Below are 23348 nucleotides of genomic sequence, written 5' to 3' on the forward strand. Positions count from 1 at the left end.
CGTCGTTGGTGCCGGCGTCTTGTCGGCGAACCGCGCGGCAACTCGCCAGCCACAGGATCGCTTCCTTTTGGCGCGAAAAGCACGTTGGTGCCGCTAGATGGCCCGAACGTGCTTTTCGCGCCAAAAATCATGCCCGGTGCCGCCATCGGGCGCGGGTGCTAGGACGGCTCTGAAGCCGCCGGAGCAGGCTCCCTGTTCTCGGCGGCTTCCTGTTTGGCGATCCGCAGCAACGCCCCGGAAGACCCGACCAGCAGGAACATCAGCCCGGTCGCCACGCTGAAGCTCAGCGAGTCGAACGTGGCCGCGCCCAGCGCCCCCGTCAGCATCGCCGCCACCAGGCACACCGCGATCCCGCGCACGCTCTCGTCCTGCGACAGCGAGCGGGCCCGCAGCGCCGCGAAGATGCCGGCCAGGAACAGCAGGGCCAGCGCGAGCAGGCCCAGGTAGCCGTTCTCGATCATGGTGAGCAGGTACTGGTTGTCGAGGATCGTGTACTTGGACGGCAGGAACGTGCCGAACCCGCGGCCCAGCCACGGATGCTTGGCGATCTCGAGCCACGCACCGTCGTAGTCCTTGGTGCGGCCCTGGAACGACGGGTCGTCCTCGATGTTCGAGAACATCGACGTCACCGTGCCGAACAGGCCCGGCACGACGGCCGAGGCGCCGCCCAGGAACACCGCGCCGACGCCGAGCAGCGGCAGGCCGCGCTTGCGCGGGAACAGCAGGCCGAGCACGACGCCCGTCACCACCAGGCCGATGATCGCGGTGCGGGACAACGACAGGATCGCCATCAGGCTGAGCAGGCCGAGCGCCAGCCACCAGCGGCCCTGCGGCTCGCCGCGGTCACGCGCCTGGAACACGAAGTGCGCGGCGAACGGCACGCCCAGCACGCAGACCAGCCCGAACTCGATGGGGTGGTTCACCGTGCCGGCCGGGCGGAAGAAGATCGACCGCGACTCCAGCGCCGAGTAGCCGTTGTCCTGCGCGCGCAGGCCGGGCAGCGTCACGAACGACGCGAGGTCGAGGCCCAGCGCGAACTGGAACAGGCCGATGAACGCGCCGAACGTCAGGCACCCCACCATCACCTTGAGCAGGCGGCTCAGCCGGTCGCGGCTGCGCACGGCGTCGCACACGAACACCGCCAGCGCCGACATCGCCACGATCCGGATCAACGCCGAGTCCGACACCTGGAGCTCGTCGGCGGGCAGGTAGCGGCGCGTGGCGATGGCGTACGTCATCAGGTGCAGGATCACGTAGATCGCGAGCACCGTGCGGACCGCGTTGCGGCCCTTGGCCATGAACAGGTGGTCGACCAGGTGCGCGGCGAACCACAGCACCGCGAGGCACAGCGCCACGAACAGCGCGGGCGGCAGGGTGATCGGGACGAACGCGATGGTGAACCTCGCAGGCACGACGAGCAGCGCCAGCAGGTAGAAGATCACCAGTGTGGCGCCGTCGGCGCGCTTGCGGGTCAGTCGTCTTTGGTCGGCCATGCCGGGTTCGGGGGCTTCGGCGCGGGGATGATCACGGTCCTCTGGTGCGCGTTGTGCACGTTCTGGTTCTGCGGCCGGTGCTGCCCGTTCTGCCCCAGCGGCTGGGGATGCTGCCGGGCCGGAGGTGCCGACGGCGTCAACGGTGCGGGAGGCGGCGCGTCCTTTTCGGACGCCGCCGCGGCTTCCTTGTCCTTGCGGCGCTTGATCTTCAGCAGCATCGAGTCGGCGGCGAACGTCGAGGCGATGGTCAGCAGCAGCAACACGACTGTCGCCGCGCCCACGTACCGGACCTTGCCGCCGACCTTGGCCTCGGCCGTGGTCGGCTGGACCAGGGTCTGGGCCGTGATGAACGTCTGCTCCGGCGCGTTGAGGGCCTTCTGCTGCCCCGCGAGCTCGGCGATCGTGCGTTCCAGCACCTTGCCGACCAGGCCCTGCGCCGACTCCGCCGAGTCGGCCTCGGTCGTGACGAACAGCAGCGGTCCGCCCACCGGGCCGGTGTTGGCGGTGTAGGTCGCCGTCGAGCCCTTGCCCGCGAGCTCCTCGTGCGTCTTCGGGTCGCCCAGCACCTGCGTCAGGATCTGCGCGGTGGTGGTGAGGCTGCCGTCGAACTGCAGCAGCGGGTTGACCCTGACCACGTCCTCGGGCTTCGTCTTCTCCGAGTACCGTCCGCCGGCCGCGGGGGAGGTCAGCACCAGCACGCCGGTCGACTCGTAGCGGGTCGGTACCGAGATGTACACGGACAGGGCGAGGACTCCCGTGAGCAGCACTGCGGGCAGGGCGATGTACCACCGCCGCCGCAGCACTCGTACGGTTCCCCAGAAGTCCATCTAAAAACCCCGCTCCGCGGCTCGGTCTTGCGCGCTCGATGTTCGTAGGGTATCGCCTGCCTGGAAAATCGGGGTGAGCCGCCAACTGTTACAGGCCGTAGCAGTTCGGCGATGAAGGTAGGGAACCCTGGAGGCAGCAGCATGCGTGTTGGACGACTGACCGTGACCGTCGCGGCCATTCTCGTGGTCGTCGGCGGGACAGCGGCTTACGTCGTCACGGCCGCCACCGACGCGAACGAGCCGGTGGCCGGCTCCGAGCACGTGTCGCAGGCCAAGACCGGTGATCTGCTCTTCGTCGACCTCGCCGGCGGGCAGAACCGGGTGGAGAAGCTCGCCGAGGGCGGTGCCCGCACCCAGACAGAGCTTGCCTGCCAGCGGTTCTACGTCGCCGGGGACTCGAGGGTGTGCCTCAAGCTGTCGGGCCCCGGCCCGTCCTACGCCGCCGAGATCAGCCGCGCCGGTCAGCAGGTCAAGTCGGTGGCCCTGCCCGGCATCCCGAGCAGGGCGAAGGTGTCGCGGTCCGGGAACGTGGTGTCGTGGACGAGTTTCGTCACGGGTGACTCGTACTCGGTGCCCGGCGGGTTCTCCACCCGCACCGGGTTCTACGACGTGCGCACCGGTGAGTCCGTCGAGTCGCTGGAGCACTTCGCCGCCACTGTGGAAGGTTCCCCGCTCACCGCGCGTGACATCAACTACTGGGGCCTGACCGTCGGTTCCGACGACCGGACCTTCTACGCCACGCTCGCCAGCGGTGGCTTCACGTGGCTCGTGAAGGGCGATCTGGTGGCCAAGACGGTCACGTCGCTGCGCCGCGACGCCGAGTGCCCGTCGCTCTCGCCGGACGGCACGAAGGTCGCCTACAAGAAGCGCATCGGCCGGCTCGGTCCGTGGGACCTGGCCGTGCTCGACCTCGCCTCCGGCACGGAGAAGCGGCTGCCCGGCACCGCCGGCATCGACGACCAGGCGACCTGGCTCAACTCCAACGAGCTCGCGTTCGCCGCGGTGCCCAAGAACGCCAAGCTGCCCGCGGTTCACGTCGTGCCCGCGGACGGTTCGCAGCCGGCGACCGTGCTGATCCCCGACGCCACGTCGCCGTCCCCGGTCATGTAGACAGTTCGCGGCGAAGCACCTTCTCCAGTTCATGACCGGCGGCTTCCCACGAACGTCCCTCCACACTGGACGCGGCCGCCGCGGCGATCGCGCCGAAGTCCGGCGATGTGACCACTTCGGACAGCGCACGCGCCAGTGAGTGCGGGGTGGGTGCCGCGTACCGGACGTGGTCGTTGTCCAGGACCACGCGGTTGAAGTGCGCGTCGTTCACGACGGGGATGCACCCGGCCGCGAGCATCTCGTGCGGCACGAGCGACACGTTGGTCATCGACAGCGACAACCCGGCGAAGCACCGGTTGTAGATGGAGTTCAGCTCGTCCGGCGTGACCAGGCCGTGGTCGACGAACTGCGGTCCGAGCTGCCCGATCTTCTCGCCGTAGACGTGGATCTTGACGTCCGGGTGCTTCTCGGCGAACACCTCCAGCGCGAGCAGGCCGAGCTCGAACGCACGCCGCGGTGCCTTGCGGCGCGCGTAGAACACGATGCCGTCGCGCTGCTCGGAACCGAGTCGGTACCGGTCGGCGTCGCAGCCGAAGTCGAAGTGGTCGGCGGGCATGCCGTGCTCGTCGCGGACCTTGTCGGCGAGGAACCGCCCGGCCGTGAAGCCGTGCATGCCCATCCGGTAGGTGTTCTCCGCCAGCGCGTAGAGCCCGCCGGACGGGTAGAACCACGGCTCGTAGTCCTGCACGAGGTAGAACCTCTTGCCCGCGCACGGGTCGTTGAACGCCGGGTACGCGGTGATCCACGCCGTCGCGAACACCGCGTGCGCGTCCGCCATGCCTTCGGTCACGTCGTGGATCGAGCCCTTGAAGAACGGGAACGCGTCCCTGATACCGGGTTCGAGGTCGGCGACCGTGTTGCCGAACGTGTCGTACAGGTACAGCCTGCAGTCGTGGCCGAGCGACTCGAGGTGCCGGACGAGCCGGAACATCGTGGTGTGGCCGCCGGATCCCTTGGACGGGGGAGTGGTCACCCAGTTGATCGTGAGCTTGCCGTCCTGCGGGATCGGCGGGATCACGACCGGCCTGCGCGACTCGACGTCGGCCTTGCGGACGTCCTCCAGCCGCACGGGCAGCTCTTCGCCCTCGGCACCGAGCCGGCGCGTCGCGGCGGTCAGCAACCGGACACCCAACTGGCGCGGGCCCTGCTCGCGGACGATCTTCGTGACCTGTCTGAGCCGCCTCATGACGCCTTCCTCCGCAACACGCCAAGGATTTCGTGTCTCATCGGGAACACCACGAGCGCGTAGGCGAGGCACGAGAGCGCGCCGCCGACGAGGATCTGCAGCAGCTCGCTGTCGATCACGTTCCGGACCCCGAGCACCACGACGACCATGAGCACGCCGCCGAGGAACGGCCTGAGCAGGCGCGCGCCGAGCGCTCCGGCGCGGACGCCGTAGGGCTTGAACGCGATCAGGTACGCGGGCGTGATGACCAGCACGCCGACGATCACGTGCGCCGCCGCGACCCCGCGGATGCCGTCGAGCTTCGCGCCCAGCGCCAGCAACGGCACCAGCGCGCCCAGCCACACCAGGTGGATCACCAGGATGGCCCGCGACCGGCCCGCGGACGCCAGGAAGTCGTAGCCGAGTTCCAACGCCACCCTGACCGCGCCGAGCAGCACCAGCAACGCCAGAGCGGTCGCCGCGGGTGCCCAGCGCTCGCCGTAGACCACGCGGATGAGCGGCTCGGCCAGTGCGGCCAGGAGCACGCACGCGGGCACCGTGACGAGCGCCAGGAGGCCCAGCGCGCGGCCGAACGACTTCTGGAACAGCTCGGGGTCTTCGCGGACCTTGGAGAAGGCGGCCAGCGAGACGCTCCTGACCGGCGCGGAGAACGCCGCCACCGGCCAGCTCGCCAGGTTGAACGCCAGCAGGTAGAAGCCCAGCTGCACGGTGCCGAGCATCGCGCCGACCACGATGTAGTCGACGTTCATCACGCCGAAGATCAGCAGGCTCGACCCTGCCAGCGGGAGGCCGAACGCCAGCAGTTCCTTCGCCTGGACCGGGTTCCAGCCCGGGCGGAAGCGGTCCTTGGTGAGCCAGAACATGATGACCGCGGCCGAGAGGTTCTGCGCGATCCGCTGCCACGCGAGGCTCCACGCGCCGAACCCCATCAGCGCCAGCACGACGGCGACCGCGGTGCCGCAGACGAACGCGGCGGTGTCGGCGTAGAACTTGTGGTCCTGCCGGAAGTTCCGCTGCATCATCGCGCCCGGCACGGCGGTGGCGCCGGCGACGACCAGCGCGATCGACATGAGCTGGATGACGCCGGCCGCTTCCGGGGCGTCCATCGCGTTCGAGAACCACGGTGCGCCGGCCACGCAGATCAACGCCAGCAGCGTGCCGGACGCCAGCGACAGCGTCGTGACGGTCGGCGCCATCTCCTCGACCGGGCCGTTGTGGCGGACCAGGGCCGCGCTGACACCGAGCTCGGACACGCTCAGCACGATGTTGAGCACGACCAGGGCGACCGCGAAGACGCCGAACTGTTCGGGGGCGATGAGGCGGGCGAGCAGGACGCTGATGCCGACGGCGGCGAGCCGTTGCAGCAGCGAGTTGACGGCACTCCAGCGGATGGCGCTGGAGACCTTGCCTTCGAGTTGTTGCGTGCTCACCACTCGCCCCGCCACTTCCAGCGCTGCGTGCCGGCCCACAGCCTGGCGCGCTTCACCGCGTGCGGCGCGAGGAACAGCTGGGTGCGGCTCAGGAACGACGGGCTGAACTTCTTGCGCCGCAGCAGGGCCCGGTACTCGGGCAGTTCCTCCACCGCGGGGTAGGTCTCGCGGGCGAAGTCGAGCAGCTCCTGCTCGGTGCCGTCGAGCTGGTCGCGGTCGTGCAGCCGGACCGCGCGCCACAACGCGTCACTCGCGATCGCCTTGCGCGCCAACGGCTTGAGCCTCGAGGGCAGGCCGGGGTTCTGCTCCAGCACGAGGTCGAACACGTCGCGGCGCTGCTCCAGGTCGGCGAACACCGACTTGAACGTCGTGCGCATCATCGAGTTCTCGTGCACCCGGTAGTACGCGCCGGGTTTGCCGCTGACGTACCCGATGTCGGACACGGCCGCGATGCGCAGCCACATCTCCAGGTCGCCCGCGTGCGGCAGGTCCGCGCGGTAGCCGCCGACCTTCTGCTGGATCTTGGTGCGCACCACGACCTCCGGCGAGGAGATCACGTTGCGGCTGCTGCGGAAGCGGTTCTCGATCCACTGCTCGCCCGCCCAGACGCGCGACGTCGTGGGCAGCTGGGTGACCTTCGGCAACGAGTTGTGGTCGTTGTAGTAGACGACCCGCCCGTAGACCATGCCCACCTCGGGGTTGCGCTCGAAGACCTCGGCCGCGCGCAGCAGTGCGCCGGGCGCCAGCAGGTCGTCCGCGGACAGCAGCACCGTGTAGTCGGCGCCGGCCCACTCCAGCAGACCCTCGTTGTAGGTGGCGATGTGCCCCTTGTTCACCTCGTGCCGGCGTCCCTCGACGCGCTTGTCGGCGGCCATCAGCTCGGCCATCACCTCAGGCGTGTTGTCCGAGGACGTGTCGTCGATCACAAGGACCCGCACGTCCACGCCTGGCTGGTCGAGGACGCTGCGGACACACGCGGGCAGGAAGTGGGCGTAGTTGTAACAGGGGATCACGACGTCCACTGTGGGAAGCGTTGGCACAACTTAGCTATCGGTACGGCCGCGCTTTCGTTAGCCCCGCAACGTTTTGGGCCCTTCGGACGATGTAGGCGATGACCGGAGTAAGGGGAGTCATGGACCACGTCATCCTGACGCGTTTCAACCTGCCGTCGAAGGGCGCCGAAAGCTACGTCCGGGCAAAGGAAGGATGGCTCACCGAGCGCGTTGCGCTGTTCGAGCGCTACTGCCTGCCGTCGGTGGTCGGCCAGACCGACAAACGGTCGAAGTGGCTCATCTACTTCGACCCCGAATCACCGCAATGGCTCAAGGACAAGATCGCCGAGCACGGCGACGCGTACACACCCGTGTACCGCGCGGAGGTCTCGCGAGCAGAGCTGCGATCGGACATCCGGTCCCTTTTCGGGCAGATCGGCGATGAGCTGGTCACCACGAACCTGGACAACGACGACGGTCTCGCCACCGACTTCGTCGAACGCCTCTGCGCTGCACCCCGCCCGACCACCACGGCGGCGTACTACCTGGTCAACGGCCTGATCAAGTCGCCGGGAGGCCTGTACCACCGGGTGGACCGGCACAACGCGTTCGTCTCGGTCCGCGAGACGTGGGACGAGCCCGTGACGTGCTGGGCGCACTGGCACAACCACATGCACCTGCACTTCCCGGTCGTGGAACTGGGCGGCGCGCCGGGCTGGCTGCAGGTCGTGCACGGCGGCAACGTGTCCAACCGCACCCGTGGCCGCCTCGTCTCGCCCGAGCCCTACAAGGCCGCGTTCGGGGCCTCTTTGGACGACGTCGGCACGCCCGCGTTCAGCGCAGTGGCACAGGACCGTCTGGTCGCCCAGCCGGTCCGGTTCGTCCGCGACTCCGGCCGGGTGGCCGCCAAGAACGCGGCCATGAAGGTGCTCGGCAAGGGTGGCTTCGAGGCCATCAAGCAGAAGCTGGCTGCTCGCGGTTGATTCCGTAAGCGACCACGAGGGTGACGGTGAGCGTGACGAGCGCCACCGTCACACCGGTTCCGAAGGACGCGTACTGCAGCAGCAGTCCAAATGAGACGGACGACACCAGCCGGCCCAGTGCCTGCCCGGTCTGCACGACGCTCAGCCCCGACGCCCGCAGTGATTCCGGCGCCGACTCGCTCACCTTCGCCGACAGCACGCCGTCGGTGGCCGCGTAGAACAGCCCGTGCAGCAGCAGCGCGGCGATCGCCACGCCCATCCCGCCTTCCGGGATGAACAGCAGCGCGTACACGCCCAGCAGCAGCCCGTGGCCGATCAGGAACATCCGCCAGCGCCCGATGCTGTCCGAGAGCTTCCCGAGGGGCGCGGCGGCCGCGAGGAAGACGACCGCCGTGCCGAGCGGGAGCAGGGGCAGGTAGCCCAGCGAGATGTTCGTCGCCTTCTGCACGAGCACGTAGACGAACGCGTCCGACACGGTCGCGAGCCCGAGCAGACCGGCCGAGATGGTGGTCCGCCGGAACTTCGTGTCGGTGAGCAGTCCCAGCCCGGCTTTGAACGACGGCCGCGGGCCCTTGGGCTTCGTGGTCGCCGGCGTCTCGCGCACGAACGAGATCAGCACGATCAGGCCGATGACCGCGAACGCCGCGGACACCGCGAAGATCGGTCCCGGCACCATGCCGATCTGGGCGAGCAGCAGGAACGTCACCAGCGGGCCGAGCAGCGCGCCGACCGTGTCCATGCTGCGGTGCACGCCGAACGCCGCGCCGAGCCGGTCCTCCGGGGTGGCCAGCGAGATCATCGCGTCACGCGGCGCCGTCCGGATGCCCTTGCCCGCCCGGTCCGCGGCCATCAGCGCGCCGATCCCGAACGGCGAGCCGCCGACCAGCGGGAAGAAGACCTTCGTCGCGGCGGAGAGGCCGTACCCGGCCGCCGCGACCGCCTTGGGCCTGCGGAAGCGGTCCGACACGTGCCCGCCGACCAGCCGGAGCACCGCCGTGGCACCCGTGTAGATGCCGTCCAGCAGGCCGAACTGCGCGTAGCCCAGCTGGAGGGTGAAGAGCAGGTACACCGGCAGGAACGCGGTGATCATCTCGGCGGAGATGTCGGTGAGCAGGCTGACCGTGCCGAGCGCGAACACGGTGCCCGGCAACCGTTTGCGGAAGTCGGTCCGGCCCGGCCGTGACGAGGCGACGTACATGGGCGGCCTACCAGCTCAGGGTCTGGTGCCACACCTCGAGCGACAGCAGCGTCCAGATGCGCGGCTGCTCGTTGCGGTCACCCGAGTCGTGGTCGTCGAGCAGCGAGCGCACCGCGGCCCGGTCGAAGGTCTTGCCCACGAACGACGTGGGGCCGGTCAGCAGGTCGTAGGCCATGTCCCGCAGGCCGTCGCGGAACCACGCGTCCAGCGGCACCTTGAAGCCGGACTTCGGCCGGTCCACGATCTCGGCCGGCAGGTGCTGGCGCGCCACCTCCTTGACGACCCACTTGGTCTTGCCGCCGCGCACCTTCACGTTGCTGGGCAACGAGAACGCGAGCTCGGCGACCCGGTGGTCGAGGAACGGCGGCCGCAGCTCCAGCGACGCGGCCATCGACATGCGGTCGCCGCGTTCCAGCAGGTTGTCCGCGAGCCAGGTGTGGGAGTCGGCGTAGAGCATGCGCCGCAACGCATCCCCGCGCCCGTCGAGGTACGGCGCCAGCACCGACCGAGTGGCCGGCCCGCCCAGCAGCGCGGCCCGCTCGGCCACCGTGAACGGGGCGAACCAGCCTCGCATGCGTTCGGCGTACGAGGGTTCCGCGATCGCCCGCAGCGCGATGCCCAGCCGGGCCTTCGACGCCGGCAGGGCCTTCTCCAGGCGGCGCAGGGCGAACGACGGCAGTGCGCCGGCGTAGCGGGTGGCGGCGGCGAAGCGGTACTTCGGGTAGCCGCCGAACAGTTCGTCGCTGCCCTCACCCGACAGCACGACCTTCACGTCCCGGCGGGCGAGCTCGGCGAGCCGGAACACGGCCACGTCGGCGGGTTCGGACAGCGGCGCGTCGCGGTGCCAGGACAGCTTCGCCCAGCTGTCGCGGAAGTCGTCGGCGGTCACGATGACGTTGTGGTGCTGACTGCCGACGATCCCGGCGACCTTCTCGGCCCAGTGGATCTCGTCGACGCGGGGGTCGCCGAAGCCGGCGGAGAACGTGTGCAGCGGGGCGCCGTTGCGTTCACGGGCGACCAGCGCGGTGATCAGCGACGAGTCCACGCCGCCGGACAGGTACGCGCCGACCGGCACGTCCGCCACCAGCGCGTCCCGCACCGACGCCGTCAGCGCCTCGTCGACCAGCCGGACGGCCTCCTGCGGCGTCACGGACCGGATCTGCGACTCGCGCGGCAGTTCCCAGTAAGGCGACGTCCTGACCTCACCGTTGGCCGAAACGACCAGGTGGTGGCCCTGCGGCACCTTTCGCACGCCGCGCAGCAGCGTGTACGGCGCGGGGACCGAGCGATGTGCCAGGTAGTCGTGCAGCGACTCCTGGTCGACCTCGGGCGACCCGATCGCGGGCAGCAGCGCCTTGATCTCGGACGCGAACGCGAACATCTTCGAGTCCGCGTAGTAGTACAGCGGCAGGATGCCCAGCCGGTCGCGGAACAGATGCGTCTCGCCGGTCTTCGCGTCGTGGATGGCGTACGCGAACTGGCCGCGCAGCCTGGCCACCCCGGCAGGCCCGTGCTGTTCGTACAGCGCGAGCAGCACCTCGGTGTCGCCCTGCGTGCGGAACGGGTACGCGAGCGCGGTGCGCAGCTGCTTGTAGTTCAGGATCTCGCCGTTGAACGCGATCTGCGTGGTGCCCGACGCGCCCGCCATCGGCTGTGGCGACCCGGCGAGGTCGATGATCGAGAGCCTGGTGTGGGCGAAGCCGATCGAGCCGTCCGACCAGAACCCGTTGTCGTCCGGGCCCCGGTGGTGCAGCCGCTTCGCCATCTCCGCGAGCACTTCGCGGGAGACGGGCGCGCCGTCGAACCGTCTGACGCCTGCGATTCCGCACATGTCAGCGATCCTCCGCGAGCTTCATGAGTTCCCGTGCGCGGGAGTCCCACGACGAGGTCAGCACGGCCGCACGCCGCTCGGCCGGGGTCTTCAGGCCGCCGTCCTTGAGAGTGAGCCTGATCTGGTCGATGAAGTCGGCCTCGCCGGAGGCGATCCGGATGACGTCGGAGTACCGCTCGACCTCGGGGAAGTCCGTGGACACCACGGCCAGGCCGAGTGCCAGGTACTCCTTCATCTTGATCGGGTTCGCGTGCTTGATCCAGTCGTTGTCCAGCCACGGCATCAGCGCCACGTCGAAACCGGAGCCGTAGCCGGGAATCTGCTCGTACGAACGGAAGTCCAGCCAATGCACGTTGGGGTACTTCTCGTAGCGCTCCATCGAGCAGGTGGCGTCACCGATCAGCACCACGGACGCCTCGGGGAACTCCTGCGCGACCCGTTCGATCAGGTCGAAGTCGACCAGGTAGTCGTCGAGGCTGCCGAAGAAACCGATGCGCGGCCCCGGAATCGACGCGATGTCGGCGGGCAGCCCGGTGCGGCGGGTGAAGTGGTCGACGTCCACGCCGTGGTCGAGGAAGTGCGCGCGCTGACCGGTCAGCGCGGACTCTTCCTCCTGCAGGGCGCGGGAAACGTAGAGCACGGTGTCCGAATTGGACAGCAGCTGGTTCTCCAGCGCGGCGATGGTGCCCTGGTCGGCCTCGGGGAACGCCGAGTGCCGGTCCGAGCGGTTGAAGACGAGACCCCTGTGCCGCATGGGCTTCACGACGTCCCACGCGGTGGGGATCGTCGCGACCACGACCGGCGTGCCCATCCGCAGGAAGAAGCACACCGCGCGGACCTGCGTGCGTACCAGCACGGAGTTCAGCTTGCGCAGCCACGGCTTGCCGTAAAACGGCAGGGGAGCGGGCGTCATCACGTAGAAGTTGGGCGTCTCCGGGATCGGCCGGCGCACCAGCATCGCGACGCTCTTGGCCTTGCGCAGGATCCGGCGCAGGAACTGCGTGCTCTTGCCCGGTGACGGCATCCGCAGGCCGATGCTGTTGACCAGCAACACCTTGCGGTGCTTCGCGACGCGGCGCAGCAGCTGGAAGTCCGAGTGCGCCCGGTTGTGGTACCACCAGTCCTGCGCCGAGAAGCACAGGTAGCTCGGGCCCTCCGAGGCCACTTCCTCCGGCCACTGCCGCATGCCGAACAGCCCCTTCAACGCCGTGCGGTGCTTCGGCGACCGCGCCCGCAGCCCCTCGTTCACCACCATCGCGAGCCACATGAAGAACGCGGCGAACCGGCCGTGCTGCTCGCGGTGCAGCCGGACCTTGTTCGCGGTGAGCATCGACCAGAGGCGTGCGTTCGTGGACACCTCGCCGCCGATGTGCACGACCTGCGCACGTGGCTCGAACCACACCCCGCCGGCGCGCAACATGTAGTCGGTTTCCTCCGAATAGAGGAAGTACCGTTCGTCCAAAAGGCCGTGCCGCTCGATGACCTCGCGCTTGATGAGCCAGGCGCAGCCGGTCGCCCAGTCGGCGGCGTGCGCGTGCTGGTAGGCCTTGGCATCGGTGACCGTCTCGCCGAGCCCGATCCGGCCGGCGCGGCCACCGCCGATCAGGGCCTCCGCGAACGCTCCGACTGCACGGGGCTTGCGGCGCAGCGAGTGGGCCAGCGCACCGCCCTCGTCGACCAGACGGGGAACGACGATGGGCCGGTCGGCGGCGCGGAGTGTCTCGACGGCTCCGTCGTGCAACCGGATGTCGGCGTTGAGCACCAAAACGTCGTGGCCCTCTGCGGCTTTGATGCCCAGATTCACACCCGCGGCGTATCCGCCGTTCACGGGATTTCGCACGATCTGCACGCCCGGACGAGTGGCGAGCGCCACAGTGCCGTCAGTGGAAGCGTTGTCGACGACGATCACTTTCACGTCGTCCGGCAGCGAGTCCAGGCACCCCTCGATGACCTGTTCGCTCTGGTACGTGACGATGACCACCGCGACAGGTGACCGTTCCACAACCGCTCCTCGCTTTGGGGCTTGTGCCCGCTACATCGAGTGTTTCCGAACGCCCGTTACGAGATCGGCGGAAGCTGTAACCGTTTTGCCCTCTGGAACGAGAACCAAAGCGTGACGTCATCGCCGCACGTGTTGATCATCGTGCAGAACCTCCCCGTGCCGCTGGACCGCCGGGTGTGGCTGGAGTGCCGCGCACTCACCGCCGCCGGGTACGAGGTTTCGGTGATCTGCCCCAAGGGTCCCGGTGACCCCGCTTACCAACTCCTCGACGGAGTGCACCTGTACAAGTACGCTCCGCCGCCCCAGGCCGAGGGTGCGCTGGGCTACGCCTGGGAGTTCCTGTACTGCTGGGTGCGCACCGCGTTGCTGAGCGTGAAGGTGCGGGCGCGCCGCCGGTTCGACGTGATGCAGGCGTGCAACCCGCCGGACACCTACTGGGCCCTCGCGCTGCTGTGGCGGCTGGGCGGCGTCAAGTTCGTCTTCGACCACCACGACCTCAACCCCGAGGTCTTCCTCTCGCGGTTCGGCGAGCCCAAGGGCGTCGCGGGCAAAGTGCAGTACCGGATCCTCAAGTGGCTGGAGCGCCGGACGTTCCGCACGGCCAACCGGGTGACGTCGACCAACACCTCGTACCAGAAGATCGCGTGGACGCGGGGTTCCGTGCCGCCCGAGCACACCACCGTCGTGCGCTCCGGCCCGGACACCACCGTGATGCGACCTGTCGAGGGCGTGGACGAGCTCCGACGCGGCGGCAAACACTTGGTGGCCTATCTGGGAATCATGGGCCCGCAGGACGGCGTTGACGGCGTCCTGGAAGTCGCGAAGAGGGTCGTTTTCGACCGCGGCCGCACCGACGTCCGGTTCGCGCTGCTGGGCTTCGGCGACTGCCTCGAAGACCTGAAGAAGCAGGCCACGGCCTGGGGGCTCGACCCGTACGTCGAGTTCACCGGACGTGTTGGGCCCGAACAGATCACCCGTTACCTGTCCACGTCCTCCGCCGGACTGGGCCCGGACCCGTTGTCGCCTTTGAACGACGTGTCCACTATGAACAAGACCATGGAGTACATGGCCTACGCGCTGCCGGTCGTCACGTACCGGCTGGCGGAGACCGTGGTGTCGGCCGGCGACTGCGCCGTCTTCGTCGAGCCGGGTGACGTCGAGGCGTTCACCACGGCGCTGCTCGACCTGCTCGACGACGCGGAGCGCCGCGGCCGCCTCGGCTTCGAGGGCAGGCGGCGCTGCGAGGCCGAGCTCGACTGGCGCCCCCAGGCCGAGAACTACGTGGCCGTGTTCGACGGGCTCACCGGCTTCGCCTCGCGCGGACCGTTCCCCGACGGCAGGCCCGAGCTGGGCGCCGGCAGCGACCAGTGGGGCAACAAGATGATCGACGTGAGCGACGACGCCGTGCTCCGCGCGTTCGCCGTGAACCGAACGGGAGAATGATGTTCGTCAGAAGGATCGCGGTCGTCGGCACCGGCTACGTCGGGCTGACCACCGGCGCCTGCCTCGCCTCACTCGGCCACGCGGTCGTGTGCGCGGACGTCGACGCGGCCAAGATCGAGCGGCTCTCGCGCGGCGAGGTCGACATCCTCGAGCCGGGTCTCGCGGAGCTGGTCGCCGAGGGCCTCGCGTCCGGCCGGTTGACCTTCGTGCTGGGCGCCTCCGCCGCGGTGGCCGACGCCGAGGTCGTGTTCCTCTGCGTGCCGACGCCGATGGGCGTCGGCGGCATCGCGGACCTGAAGGCCGTCGAGTCCGTTGTGGACGAGACCCGCGACCTGCTGCCGTCCGGCTGCGTGATCGTGAACAAGTCCACGGTTCCGGTCGGCACGGCGGTGCGCACCGCGGAGCTGCTGCGGCGCGACGACGTCGCCGTCGTCTCGAACCCCGAGTTCCTGCGCGAAGGCTCGGCGGTCAAGGACTTCCTGAACCCGGACCGCATCGTCGTCGGCTGCGACCAGCAGGACGCGGCCGAGCGCGTCGCGGCGCTGTACGCCCGCCTCGGCGCGCCGACGGTGCTGACCGACGCGGCGTCGGCCGAGATGGTCAAGTACGCGGCGAACTGCTTCCTCGCCATGAAGCTGTCGTACGTCAACGCCGTCGCGGAGCTGTGCGAACGGCTCGGCGCGAACATCACCGACGTCACCGAGGGCATGGGCTACGACCGGCGCATCGGCCAGGCGTTCCTCAACCCCGGCCCGGGCTGGGGCGGGTCGTGCCTGCCCAAGGACACGCACGCGCTGCTCCAGGTCGCCGACGCCGCCGACTTCGAGTTCCGCCTGCTGCGCGCCACGATCGACACGAACGAGCGCCAGCGGCTGCGGATGGTCGAGAAGATCCGGCTCGCGGTGACCGGCAAGCGCGGCGGCTCGCTGTCCCACGTGCGACTGGGACTGCTGGGCCTCACGTTCAAGGCGGGCACCGACGACCTGCGCGACTCGCCGGCCCTGTCCGTGGCGGCGCTGCTCAACCAGGCGGGCGCCGAACTCGTGGGCTACGACCCGGCGCTGTCCGGCGGCACTGACCTCGCCGCGGTGTCCGTTGTGGACGATCCGTACCAGGTCGCGAAGGACGTCGACGCGCTGGTCGTGCTGACCGAGTGGCCGGACTTCCGCTCGCTGGACTGGGCGCGGCTGGCCGAACTGGTGCGCCAGCCGGTCGTCGTGGACACGCGCAACATTCTGGACCCGGACGTCATTCGCCGTGCGGGCTTCACGTGCACGTCGCTCGGACGCCCCTGAAAGACGGAAGTTCGGTCCATTTGAGACAGTCCTTTTAGCTCAATGGTGTGACAAGGCGAGCGGTGGTCGTGTGCTAGCGCTTTGATCTCCGGCAACACCCCGGCGGGACCAGCCCGCCGGGATTCGTCGGGGAGGTTCCCATCGTGGATGCGCTCATGGACACGATCAGCGGTCTCGTAGCTCAGGCCAGCGGTCTCATCGCCAAGCTCGCCGACGTCGTCAGCGGCCTGCTGGGCGGGCTTGGGATCTAACGAGGCCTCGGCGAGGCCTGCGCCGAAACCTCAGCGGGGCCCCAGCGAGGCAGATCCGGACCGTGGTTCGTCACACCGGCGAACAGGTCCGTCTCCGGGAGCGGGGCGTTCGTCGTGTCCAGATCGCGGAAGTAGTGCTCCCGCACGGCGAACGCCTCGTCCGGTCCCTGGCTGGCGTGACACCGCAGCGCCTCGCGCTTCACGCCGGCCACCGCGCTGATGTCGACCGCGGTGGCGCCTTCGCGGGCCGTCAGGTAGAGCTTGGCCGGGATGCCGGTGCGGTAGATGGCCAGCTTGGTAGCCCTCAACGCGTGCATGTGGTCGCGGTGCGGGCTGTGGTGGGTGATCACGACCTGCGGCCGGTAGCGCTCGATCAGCGCGGCGATCCGCCCGGCGATGGTGTCCGCCGGTACCGCGCAGAACCCGGCGTCCGGCACCTCGCCGCTCGCGCCGGAGTCGTGGTAGCCCAGCGTTTCCAGGTCCGCGATGCCCATCACGTCGCACGCCGCCTTCAACTCGGCTCTGCGGTGCGCGGAGACGGCCTGGGGGTGGTGCCCCGGATCGCCGGGTCTGGTGCCGCCCGGCCCGATCCCGAACTCGCCGCCGGTACAGGTGATCACCACGGTTCTGGCGCCGTCACGCGCGTAGTGCGCCAGCACGCCGCCCGTGTGCACCGACTCGTCGGTGGGATGGGCGTGGACGACGAGCAGGGTTCTGGGTCCGGCGAACTGCACGCCGGGACCGTACCCGCTCACTATTCTGCGCCACGTGACCGACTTGCCGTCCGGCCTGAAGCCGCTGGAACTCGCCAACCACCTCCGCGACCAGATCGAACGCGGCCACACCTACGCCCGCTCCCGCAAGCACAGGTTCCGCTGGAAATCCGTGGCCGTGCGGCTCACCACGCTGGTCCTTTCGGCCGCGTCGACGATCATCCTCGGGCTGCAGAACCTCGATCCCTGGACCGGCACGGCGTTCTCGCTCGTCGCCGTGGTGACGGTCGTGTCCGCCCTGGAGCCGTTCTTCGCCTGGCGGTCGCTGTGGGTGCTGATGGAGGAGGCCAGCTACCGGTTCCACCGGCTGCAGGACGACCTGGAGTACTACATCGCCGCGCACCCGGCCGCGGAGATCGACCCCGAGCGGGTGCGGGAGATGTTCCAGCAGTACCAGGAGATCTGGGACGGGTTGAGCTCGCGCTGGCTCAAGTACCGGGAGAACGGGTAGGGCTCGGCACTCCACAGGATCGCTTCCTTTGGCGCGAAAAGCACGTTCGGGCCATCTAGCGGCCCGAACGTGCTTTTCGCGCCAGCAAGTCAGGGAGAGCCCGCGGGCTTGCCCTTCGCGTCCGCCGCGTTCATGTCCAGCAGGAAGTTGTCCTGCCACACGGCCCACTTGTAGCCGACGCCGTTCGCGGTCACGTACGCCGCGCCCCAGCCGCTGCCGGTGAACCGGTTGTTGATCGAACGCATGTTGCGGCCGTACTGGTTGCCGTGGCTCGACTCCAGGCCGAGCTGGTAGCCGCCGCCCTCCAGCAGGTTGCCCTCGACGGTGACGTTGTCGATGTCGCCGCCGTAGGTCTGGATGAACAGGGCACCCGTGTCCTGGCCGGTGGAGCAGTCGATGCGGTTGTTGCGGAACGTCAGCTTGCGGCCGGCGTTGCGGTCCAGCGGGAAGTCGCGGACCGTGGCGCCGTCGTTGTGCGCGTCACCGGCCGTGCGCAGGCCGCGGACGTAGTTGCCCTCGGCGAGGCCGTCGAGGCTGTGCCCGGTGTTGTAGAAGCAGATGCCGGAACCCATGCCCGAGATGTAGTTGCGCTGCAGGGTGCCGACGCCGAGGAACGCGCAGGACTTCGCGATCGTGCCCGCGGACAGCTTCGAACCGTCGATGTTCGAGTCGCGGATGGTCACCGGCGCGGACGTGACCTGGCAGGAGTTGCTGCCGCACGGGCCGTTGGTCGTGACCAGCGGGGCGGCCTCGTTGAGCTTGGTCGGGCGGATGCACGACTTCTCGATGGTGATGTTGCCGGCGAACAGGGTCAGCGCCTGCTCGACGCGCTTGCCGGAGATGACCGTGCCCGCCGCGGGGGAGGAGGGGCCGGTGTAGGCAGGCAGGGAGTCGCAGTTCAGGCCGTGCGCGGCGAGACCGGTGTTGCCCTGGGTGAGCTTCCAGCCGGGTGAACCGGCCGGCGCGGGGGTGCCGGGGTTCGGGGGCTGCACGGGGCCGTTGGTGGCGGTCTTCGTCGAAGAACTCGTCGGTGCCGCGGAGCTGCTGCTCGGGGCGGCGGAGGAACTGCTGGTGCTGGTCGAGGTGGCGCTGGTGCTGCCGGCGACGGGGGTCGGTTGGGCCGCCTTGGTCGGGGAACAGGCGGCTAACGCGATGACACCACCGGCCAGCAGAACGGCCAATCTCAGTTTCACGCTGGTTCTACCTCCACGCGCGTTCACGACGGGGGACCGTGAACCGCTCGTTGATTGTGTCGTCGGCCGTTGCGGAATGTGTACAAAACTCGTGCGACGGAGTTTCGTACCAGCCGGTGAACGGTCAGCACACTGCACGTGCGGACGGGTGGAGTCAAGCTGATCTCGTTGTGCCGCAACATCATCTTCCTGCCCGGTAGGAATGCTCCATCCGTGTGAGCAGGTAGATCACGGTTTTATCACTGTGCCATTTGAATCTCTGATGAGTGAGATCAGCGACCAATGAAAGTCGCGCGGCCGGGACCGTCTGTGAGGAAGCTGTGCACAGCGCGTGGCAGATCTTCGGTGTCGTACAGCGCGGCCGCGATCGTCGTGACGTGAGCATCGGCTTCCGGAACGCCGCCGTGCTCGAAATGAGCGAGGACCTGTTTGGTCGCGGCGTGCGCCTGCGTCGGGCCGACGGCGAGGCTCAGCGCGAGCTGTTCGCAGGCGAGCGCGAAGCCGTCGGCGGGCAGCACGCGGTTCACCACGTTCCAGCGCTCCATCGTCGCGGCGTCGTACAGGTCGCCGGTCATCACGAACTCCTTCGCGCGACCCACGCCCGCGCGAGCGGCCAGGCGCTGCGTGCCGCCCATCGTCGGCGTGAGGCCCACGACCTTCTCCACCAGGCCGAACTTCGCGTTCGGCGTCGCGACGATCAGGTCGCACGCCACCGCCAGCTCGAACGCCCAGGTCAGGCACAGCGCGTGCGCCGCGAAGACGGTCGGGATCGGCAGGGCGGCGAGCCGTTGCGGCAGCAGCATCATGCGGTCGAACAGCTGCTGTGCCTCCTCGCGGTACTCCTGCGCCCTGAACAACGAGACGTCGACACCGCCGCTGACGACCTTGCCGGCGGCGTTGACCAGCAACGCCCGTGCGTCGCCGAGGTCGTCGAGGGCCTCGTGGAACTCGGCGTCGAGGTCGAGGGAGTACAGGTTGAGCGGCGGCGCGTCGATCGTGATGATCGCGAGCTCGTCCCGGCGGGTCAGGTGGATCTTCATGATGGGGCGGTCCTCACAGCCAATCGCGTCGCTTGAACATCACGTACAGGAGGTAGGAGAGGCCGAAGATACCCACGGTGGCCGCCCAGAAGCCCCATTTCTGCTCAAAGCCGGGGTAAGGGACGTTCATGCCGTAGTACCCGGAGATGGCCGTCGGCACCGCGATGATCGCGGCCCAGCTGGTCACCTTCTTCATGATCGAGTTCAGCCGGTTGCCCTGCACCGCCACCTCGGCCTCGCGCAGGTTCGCCACCAGCTCGCGCATCGACTCGGTCAGCTCGGCGGTGAACAGCGTGTGGTCCTTGACGTCCAGGTAGTACGGCATCATCGCGTCGTCCACGATGGAGTGGTCGCGGTGCATCAGCGACCCCAGGACCTCCCGCATCGGCAACGCGACCCGGCGCAGCTGCACCAGGGCCCGCCGCAGCTGGAGCGCCTTGCGGCCGACGTGCGGCTTCTCCTGGTAGATCCGGTCTTCGAGCGCCTCGATGTCGTCGTCGATCCGCTGGGCCACCGCGTAGTGGCCGTCCACGACGTCGTCGAGCAGGCCGTGCAGCAGGAACCCGACACCGGACGTGGCCAGCGACGGCGCGCTGTCCCACCGGCGGAGCACACCCGTGAGTTCGTACGACTCGTTCTCGCGCACGGTCACCAACGCGCGTTCGGTCAGGAACACGTCGATCTCGGTGGTCTTGATCTCATGATCGTCGCCGTACTCGACCGCGTACACGGAGAGGAAGAGGTGGGTCGGGTAGCGGTCGACCTTCGGGCGCTGCCGTTCGGTGAACGCGTCCTCGATGGCGAGCTCGTGCAGTCCCAGCTCGTCGCGCAACAGACCTATCTCTTCCTCGGACGGAGCGCAGAGGTCGAACCACACCACCGCGCCGGGCTCTTCGAGGTGGCTCGCGACGTCGGCGACCGGGAAGTCCCGGTCCACGAGTTCGCCGTTGCGGTACAAGCGGGTCCGACCCATGGGTGACAACGATACGTAGATCTACTCAGATGTGAGGATTGGCGGCCAGTTCCCGCTACCCTCGATCCGGTGAAGGTGGACCAACCACAACGCATAGGCGACTACCTGCTGCTCGGCAGGCTTGGTCGTGGTGCCATGGGAACGGTCTACCTGGGGCAAGGCAGCGACGGACGGCAGGTCGCCGTCAAGGTGGCCCGCGCCGAGCTCGCCGACGACCCGCGCTTCCGCGAGCGGTTCCGCCGCGAGGTGCAGATGGCCCGCGCGGTCGGGTCGGTGGGCACGGCGGCGGTCGTGGACGCGGACACGCGCGCGGCACGGCCGTGGATGGCGACGGAGTACGTGCCCGGCCCGACGCTGCAGGAGGCCGTCGAACGGCACGGCCCGCTACCGGAACACCACCTGCGCAGGCTCGCGGAGGGCCTGGCCGAGGCGCTCACCGCGATCCACCGGGCGGGTCTCGTGCACCGCGACCTCAAGCCGTCCAACGTGCTCTTGGGCGCCGACGGGCCGCGCGTCATCGACTTCGGCATCTCGCGGGCGATGGAGCACACCGCGCTGACCGAGACCGGCATGGTGTTCGGCACGCCGGGCTTCCTCTCGCCGGAGCAGATCACCGGCCAGGAGGTCGGTTCTCCGTCCGACGTGTTCGCTCTGGGCGCGGTCCTGGTCTACGCCGCGACGGGCAAGGGCCCGTTCGGCGAGGGCCCGACGGCGACCCTGCTCTACCGCGCCGCGCACGGCGAACCGGACCTCGAGGGCGTGCCGAAGTCGTTGCGGCCGTTGGTGCAGAAGTGCATGCACCGCGACCCGGCCCGGCGCCCGGAGCCGGCCGAGGTGACCAGGCTGATCGCGCAGGTCGTCACGCCGAAGCCGCCGACCGCGAAACTGCCCGCACCGATGACGCCCGCCGCGGCGACGTTCTCGACGTCGCGGATCGTGCCGATGGCGTGGGGCGCGCTGAACCTCGCGGCGGGCCTGCTCGCCGCCGCGATCGCCGACCCGGCCGCGAAGGCCAACGGCGCCACCCAGCTGCTGGCGCTGGCCGCGTTCTGCGTGCTGGTGGTGCGGGCGGTGCGGTTCTTCGGCGCCGCCGCCCGCCGCAAGGTCGTCATCGAGATCAGCCGCGAGGGCATCGCGACCACCCGCAACGGCAAGTTCCACCAGTACTGGTGGTACGAGCTGGCACGGGTGCGCGTCGTGCCGCACAAGAAACGGCCGTGGGTCGTGGTGTGGCTGAAAGACCCGGCACCGCGCCGCTTCTTCGGTGCCGCGCACGGAGGCGTGCGGGTGTTCCCGATCGCCCACGAGCGGACCAAGCGGCGGCGCGAGCGTGACGTTGCCGAGGTGCGCGCCGCCCTGGCCTGGTACCTGCCGCGGTCCTACGACGGCCGCTGATCGGGCCGCCGTCGTAGTTGGAGCGCCGCGTTGTCCCTACGGTCGCTGATCAGTCCACTCGTAAGTGACGGTCACAGACAGCATCACGGTGCCCGCGGGCAGGAGCTCACTGGCCGTCAGCCTGCGTTCCTCCGAGCCGACGATCTCGCCGGTCTTGGGATCGATGGTGAAGCTGATCTTGCTGCCGTCGACGGACACCGCGCCGTTCTCGTACCGCATCCCGGGGATGGCGGCGAGCTGGCGGTAGAGCGATGCCTTCTTGTCGTGGGTGGTGAACGGCGACAGCAACGCCGCCGAGGCGGAGCCCAGCGTCTCCTGGGGGTTCAGGCTCAGCGGGTCGAGCAGGCTCGTCTCGTGGCACGGGGTGGTCGGGCAGAGCGTGCTCCACAGCGCGGGTTCCTTGTACACCTTGTTCGCGCCGACCACGGGGGCCTCCGCGACGCCGGCGATCGCGCGCTGCCGGTCGGTGGTCCGGCGGGTGATGTGCACCGGCTGGCCCTTCGCGCTGGGCAGCCACACCTCGGTGATGAACTGGACCTGCGCGGCGCCCACGCTCTTGTCCGGCAACAACTGCCCGGTGATCGTCTGCCAGGTCTCGTAGGTGATGTGCCGGTACTTGCCGCGCGGCGCCCTGGTCACCTCGAGCAGGGCCGCCGCCTCGGCCAGCGTCGTGGCGGGTGCGATCGGCATCTCGGCGACCTGGGTGTCGACGCGGCCCGGCCGCAGGAACGTCACGAGTCCGGCGATCAGCACGACCACCACGGCGGCCGCGGCGATGCCGACCCAGTTGCGCGTGCGGCGCTTCGGCTTCTCGGCGAACAGCTGCTCGCGCAGGCGGGCCAGCCGCACGTCGTCGGCGGGCCGCACCGGGAACAGCTCGGCGAGGTCGTCGTCCAGCAGGTCACGCATGGCGGAGCTCCAGTTCCTTCAGCTTGGTGCGCAGCCGGTGCAGGCGGGAGCGGGCCGTCGAGGCGTTCACGTCCAGCGCCTGCGCCGCCTCCTGCACGGTCAGCCCGGCCAGCGACACGAGCAGCAGCAGGTCGCGGTCACCGTCGGACATCTTCGCCAGCTCTCCTGCGATCAGCCGCAGGTGCGAGCGGGCGTCGATCCGGCTGACCACCGTGTGCTCCAGCGACTCGGCGACGGCGAGGTCGATGCCGTACCGCTCGGCCGTGCGCAACAGCCGGACCTCGCGTTTCGCGTGGCCGCGCAACAGGTTCGTCGCGATGCCGTAGAGCCAGCCGACCACGCTGCCCCGTTCCGGGTCGTAGCCCTGCTTGCCGCGCATGGCCGCCAGGAAGGTCTCGCTGACGAGGTCGTCAGCCACGTCGACACCGACCCGTCGCGCCAGATATCTGTGCAGCGGACCGGCGTGCTCGTCGAACAGCTCCGCGAACATCACGCCCCCAGTTGGCATTCCGCGGCACCAGTGTCCCAGTGACCTGGGTCACAATTCACTGGACGGCTTCCCGATGATGGTCG

General features: G+C 69.2%; 20 protein-coding genes. 6 read left to right on the forward strand and 14 right to left on the reverse strand.

What is annotated here, in order from left to right; translation table 11 throughout:
* Positions 1-158: 158 nt before the first annotated feature.
* Together ACIA8G_RS00195 and ACIA8G_RS00200 are read right to left on the reverse strand one after the other, a co-directional pair.
* Entirely contained in the window at positions 159-1493 is a 1335-nt protein-coding gene (locus ACIA8G_RS00195) for an O-antigen ligase family protein (RefSeq protein WP_396416040.1), read from the reverse strand.
* Positions 1472-2320 (reverse strand): hypothetical protein, encoded by an 849-nt coding sequence (locus ACIA8G_RS00200; protein ID WP_396416041.1) that lies wholly within the window; start codon positions 2318-2320, stop codon positions 1472-1474. Before ACIA8G_RS00200 ends, ACIA8G_RS00195 begins: the two co-directional genes overlap by 22 nt.
* A gap of 141 nt (positions 2321-2461) precedes the next feature.
* On the opposite strand from ACIA8G_RS00200, the gene ACIA8G_RS00205 reads away from it, so the two are divergent.
* A complete protein-coding gene (locus ACIA8G_RS00205) occupies positions 2462-3430 on the forward strand; it encodes a TolB family protein (protein ID WP_396416042.1) in 969 nt (322 codons plus the stop codon).
* On the opposite strand, the gene ACIA8G_RS00210 is transcribed toward ACIA8G_RS00205, so the two are convergent.
* From ACIA8G_RS00210 to ACIA8G_RS00220, 3 genes are read right to left on the reverse strand one after another with little or no spacing between them, the layout of a single operon-like run.
* Positions 3423-4616, reverse strand: a complete 1194-nt coding sequence (locus ACIA8G_RS00210; RefSeq protein ID WP_396416043.1) for a glycosyltransferase family 1 protein — start codon at positions 4614-4616, stop codon at positions 3423-3425. The two genes, ACIA8G_RS00205 and ACIA8G_RS00210, sit on opposite strands and share 8 nt — an antisense overlap.
* Positions 4613-6046 (reverse strand): lipopolysaccharide biosynthesis protein, encoded by a 1434-nt coding sequence (locus tag ACIA8G_RS00215; RefSeq protein ID WP_396416044.1) that lies wholly within the window; start codon positions 6044-6046, stop codon positions 4613-4615. Before ACIA8G_RS00215 ends, ACIA8G_RS00210 begins: the two co-directional genes overlap by 4 nt.
* Entirely contained in the window at positions 6043-7068 is a 1026-nt protein-coding gene (locus ACIA8G_RS00220) for a glycosyltransferase (protein ID WP_396416045.1), read from the reverse strand. The genes ACIA8G_RS00215 and ACIA8G_RS00220 overlap by 4 nt, the downstream gene beginning before the upstream one ends.
* 110 nt (positions 7069-7178) lie before the next feature.
* On the opposite strand from ACIA8G_RS00220, the gene ACIA8G_RS00225 reads away from it, so the two are divergent.
* Positions 7179-8021, forward strand: coding sequence for a glycosyltransferase (locus ACIA8G_RS00225; protein WP_396416046.1), 843 nt, complete (start codon positions 7179-7181; stop codon positions 8019-8021).
* Here the strand turns inward: ACIA8G_RS00225 and ACIA8G_RS00230 are convergent.
* The 3 genes from ACIA8G_RS00230 to ACIA8G_RS00240 are packed head-to-tail and all read right to left on the reverse strand — an operon-like array spanning position 7993 to position 13052.
* Complete coding sequence (locus ACIA8G_RS00230; protein WP_396416047.1) at positions 7993-9219, reverse strand: MFS transporter; 1227 nt, start codon at positions 9217-9219, stop codon at positions 7993-7995. The genes ACIA8G_RS00225 and ACIA8G_RS00230 overlap by 29 nt on opposite strands.
* 7 nt (positions 9220-9226) lie before the next feature.
* Positions 9227-11050 (reverse strand): asparagine synthase (glutamine-hydrolyzing), encoded by a 1824-nt coding sequence (gene asnB, locus ACIA8G_RS00235; protein WP_396416048.1) that lies wholly within the window; start codon positions 11048-11050, stop codon positions 9227-9229.
* A 1-nt stretch (position 11051) separates the two neighbouring features.
* Positions 11052-13052 carry a glycosyltransferase gene (locus tag ACIA8G_RS00240; RefSeq protein ID WP_396416049.1) on the reverse strand — a complete coding sequence of 667 codons (2001 nt, stop codon included), beginning with the start codon at positions 13050-13052 and terminating at the stop codon, positions 11052-11054.
* A gap of 111 nt (positions 13053-13163) precedes the next feature.
* Between ACIA8G_RS00240 and ACIA8G_RS00245 the strand changes: the two genes are divergently transcribed.
* Together ACIA8G_RS00245 and ACIA8G_RS00250 are read left to right on the forward strand one after the other, a co-directional pair.
* The gene (locus ACIA8G_RS00245) at positions 13164-14495 is read left to right on the forward strand and encodes a glycosyltransferase family 4 protein (protein WP_396416050.1); all 1332 of its coding nucleotides are present in this window, start codon (positions 13164-13166) and stop codon (positions 14493-14495) included.
* Positions 14495-15790, forward strand: a complete 1296-nt coding sequence (locus tag ACIA8G_RS00250; protein WP_396417283.1) for a UDP-glucose dehydrogenase family protein — start codon at positions 14495-14497, stop codon at positions 15788-15790. Before ACIA8G_RS00245 ends, ACIA8G_RS00250 begins: the two co-directional genes overlap by 1 nt.
* A gap of 247 nt (positions 15791-16037) precedes the next feature.
* Here ACIA8G_RS00250 and ACIA8G_RS00255 read toward each other — a convergent pair whose 3' ends face one another.
* Positions 16038-16775 carry a PIG-L deacetylase family protein gene (locus ACIA8G_RS00255; RefSeq protein WP_396416051.1) on the reverse strand — a complete coding sequence of 246 codons (738 nt, stop codon included), beginning with the start codon at positions 16773-16775 and terminating at the stop codon, positions 16038-16040.
* 34 nt (positions 16776-16809) lie between these two features.
* Here ACIA8G_RS00255 and ACIA8G_RS00260 point away from each other — a divergent pair, with 34 nt between their 5' ends.
* Positions 16810-17265 carry an SLATT domain-containing protein gene (locus tag ACIA8G_RS00260; RefSeq protein ID WP_396416052.1) on the forward strand — a complete coding sequence of 152 codons (456 nt, stop codon included), beginning with the start codon at positions 16810-16812 and terminating at the stop codon, positions 17263-17265.
* An 89-nt stretch (positions 17266-17354) separates the two neighbouring features.
* On the opposite strand, the gene ACIA8G_RS00265 is transcribed toward ACIA8G_RS00260, so the two are convergent.
* From ACIA8G_RS00265 to ACIA8G_RS00275, 3 genes are all read right to left on the reverse strand, one after another.
* On the reverse strand, positions 17355-18458 hold the full coding sequence (locus tag ACIA8G_RS00265; RefSeq protein ID WP_396416053.1) for a hypothetical protein: 1104 nt from the start codon (positions 18456-18458) through the stop codon (positions 17355-17357).
* Between the two features lie 272 nt (positions 18459-18730).
* Entirely contained in the window at positions 18731-19498 is a 768-nt protein-coding gene (locus ACIA8G_RS00270) for an enoyl-CoA hydratase/isomerase family protein (protein WP_396416054.1), read from the reverse strand.
* Between the two features lie 13 nt (positions 19499-19511).
* A complete protein-coding gene (locus ACIA8G_RS00275) occupies positions 19512-20471 on the reverse strand; it encodes a magnesium transporter CorA family protein (protein ID WP_396416055.1) in 960 nt (319 codons plus the stop codon).
* Positions 20472-20540: 69 nt separating this feature from the next.
* On the opposite strand from ACIA8G_RS00275, the gene ACIA8G_RS00280 reads away from it, so the two are divergent.
* Complete coding sequence (locus ACIA8G_RS00280; RefSeq protein WP_396416056.1) at positions 20541-21866, forward strand: serine/threonine-protein kinase; 1326 nt, start codon at positions 20541-20543, stop codon at positions 21864-21866.
* 36 nt (positions 21867-21902) lie between these two features.
* Here the strand turns inward: ACIA8G_RS00280 and ACIA8G_RS00285 are convergent, their stop codons facing one another.
* Both ACIA8G_RS00285 and ACIA8G_RS00290 read right to left on the reverse strand, forming a co-directional pair.
* On the reverse strand, positions 21903-22775 hold the full coding sequence (locus ACIA8G_RS00285; RefSeq protein ID WP_396416057.1) for a hypothetical protein: 873 nt from the start codon (positions 22773-22775) through the stop codon (positions 21903-21905).
* On the reverse strand, positions 22768-23283 hold the full coding sequence (locus tag ACIA8G_RS00290) for an RNA polymerase sigma factor (RefSeq protein ID WP_396416058.1): 516 nt from the start codon (positions 23281-23283) through the stop codon (positions 22768-22770). Before ACIA8G_RS00290 ends, ACIA8G_RS00285 begins: the two co-directional genes overlap by 8 nt.
* Positions 23284-23348 lie beyond the last annotated feature (65 nt).

The sequence above is a fragment of the Lentzea sp. NPDC051213 genome, assembly GCF_044455585.1.
Taxonomy (GTDB): Bacteria; Actinomycetota; Actinomycetes; order Mycobacteriales; family Pseudonocardiaceae; genus Lentzea.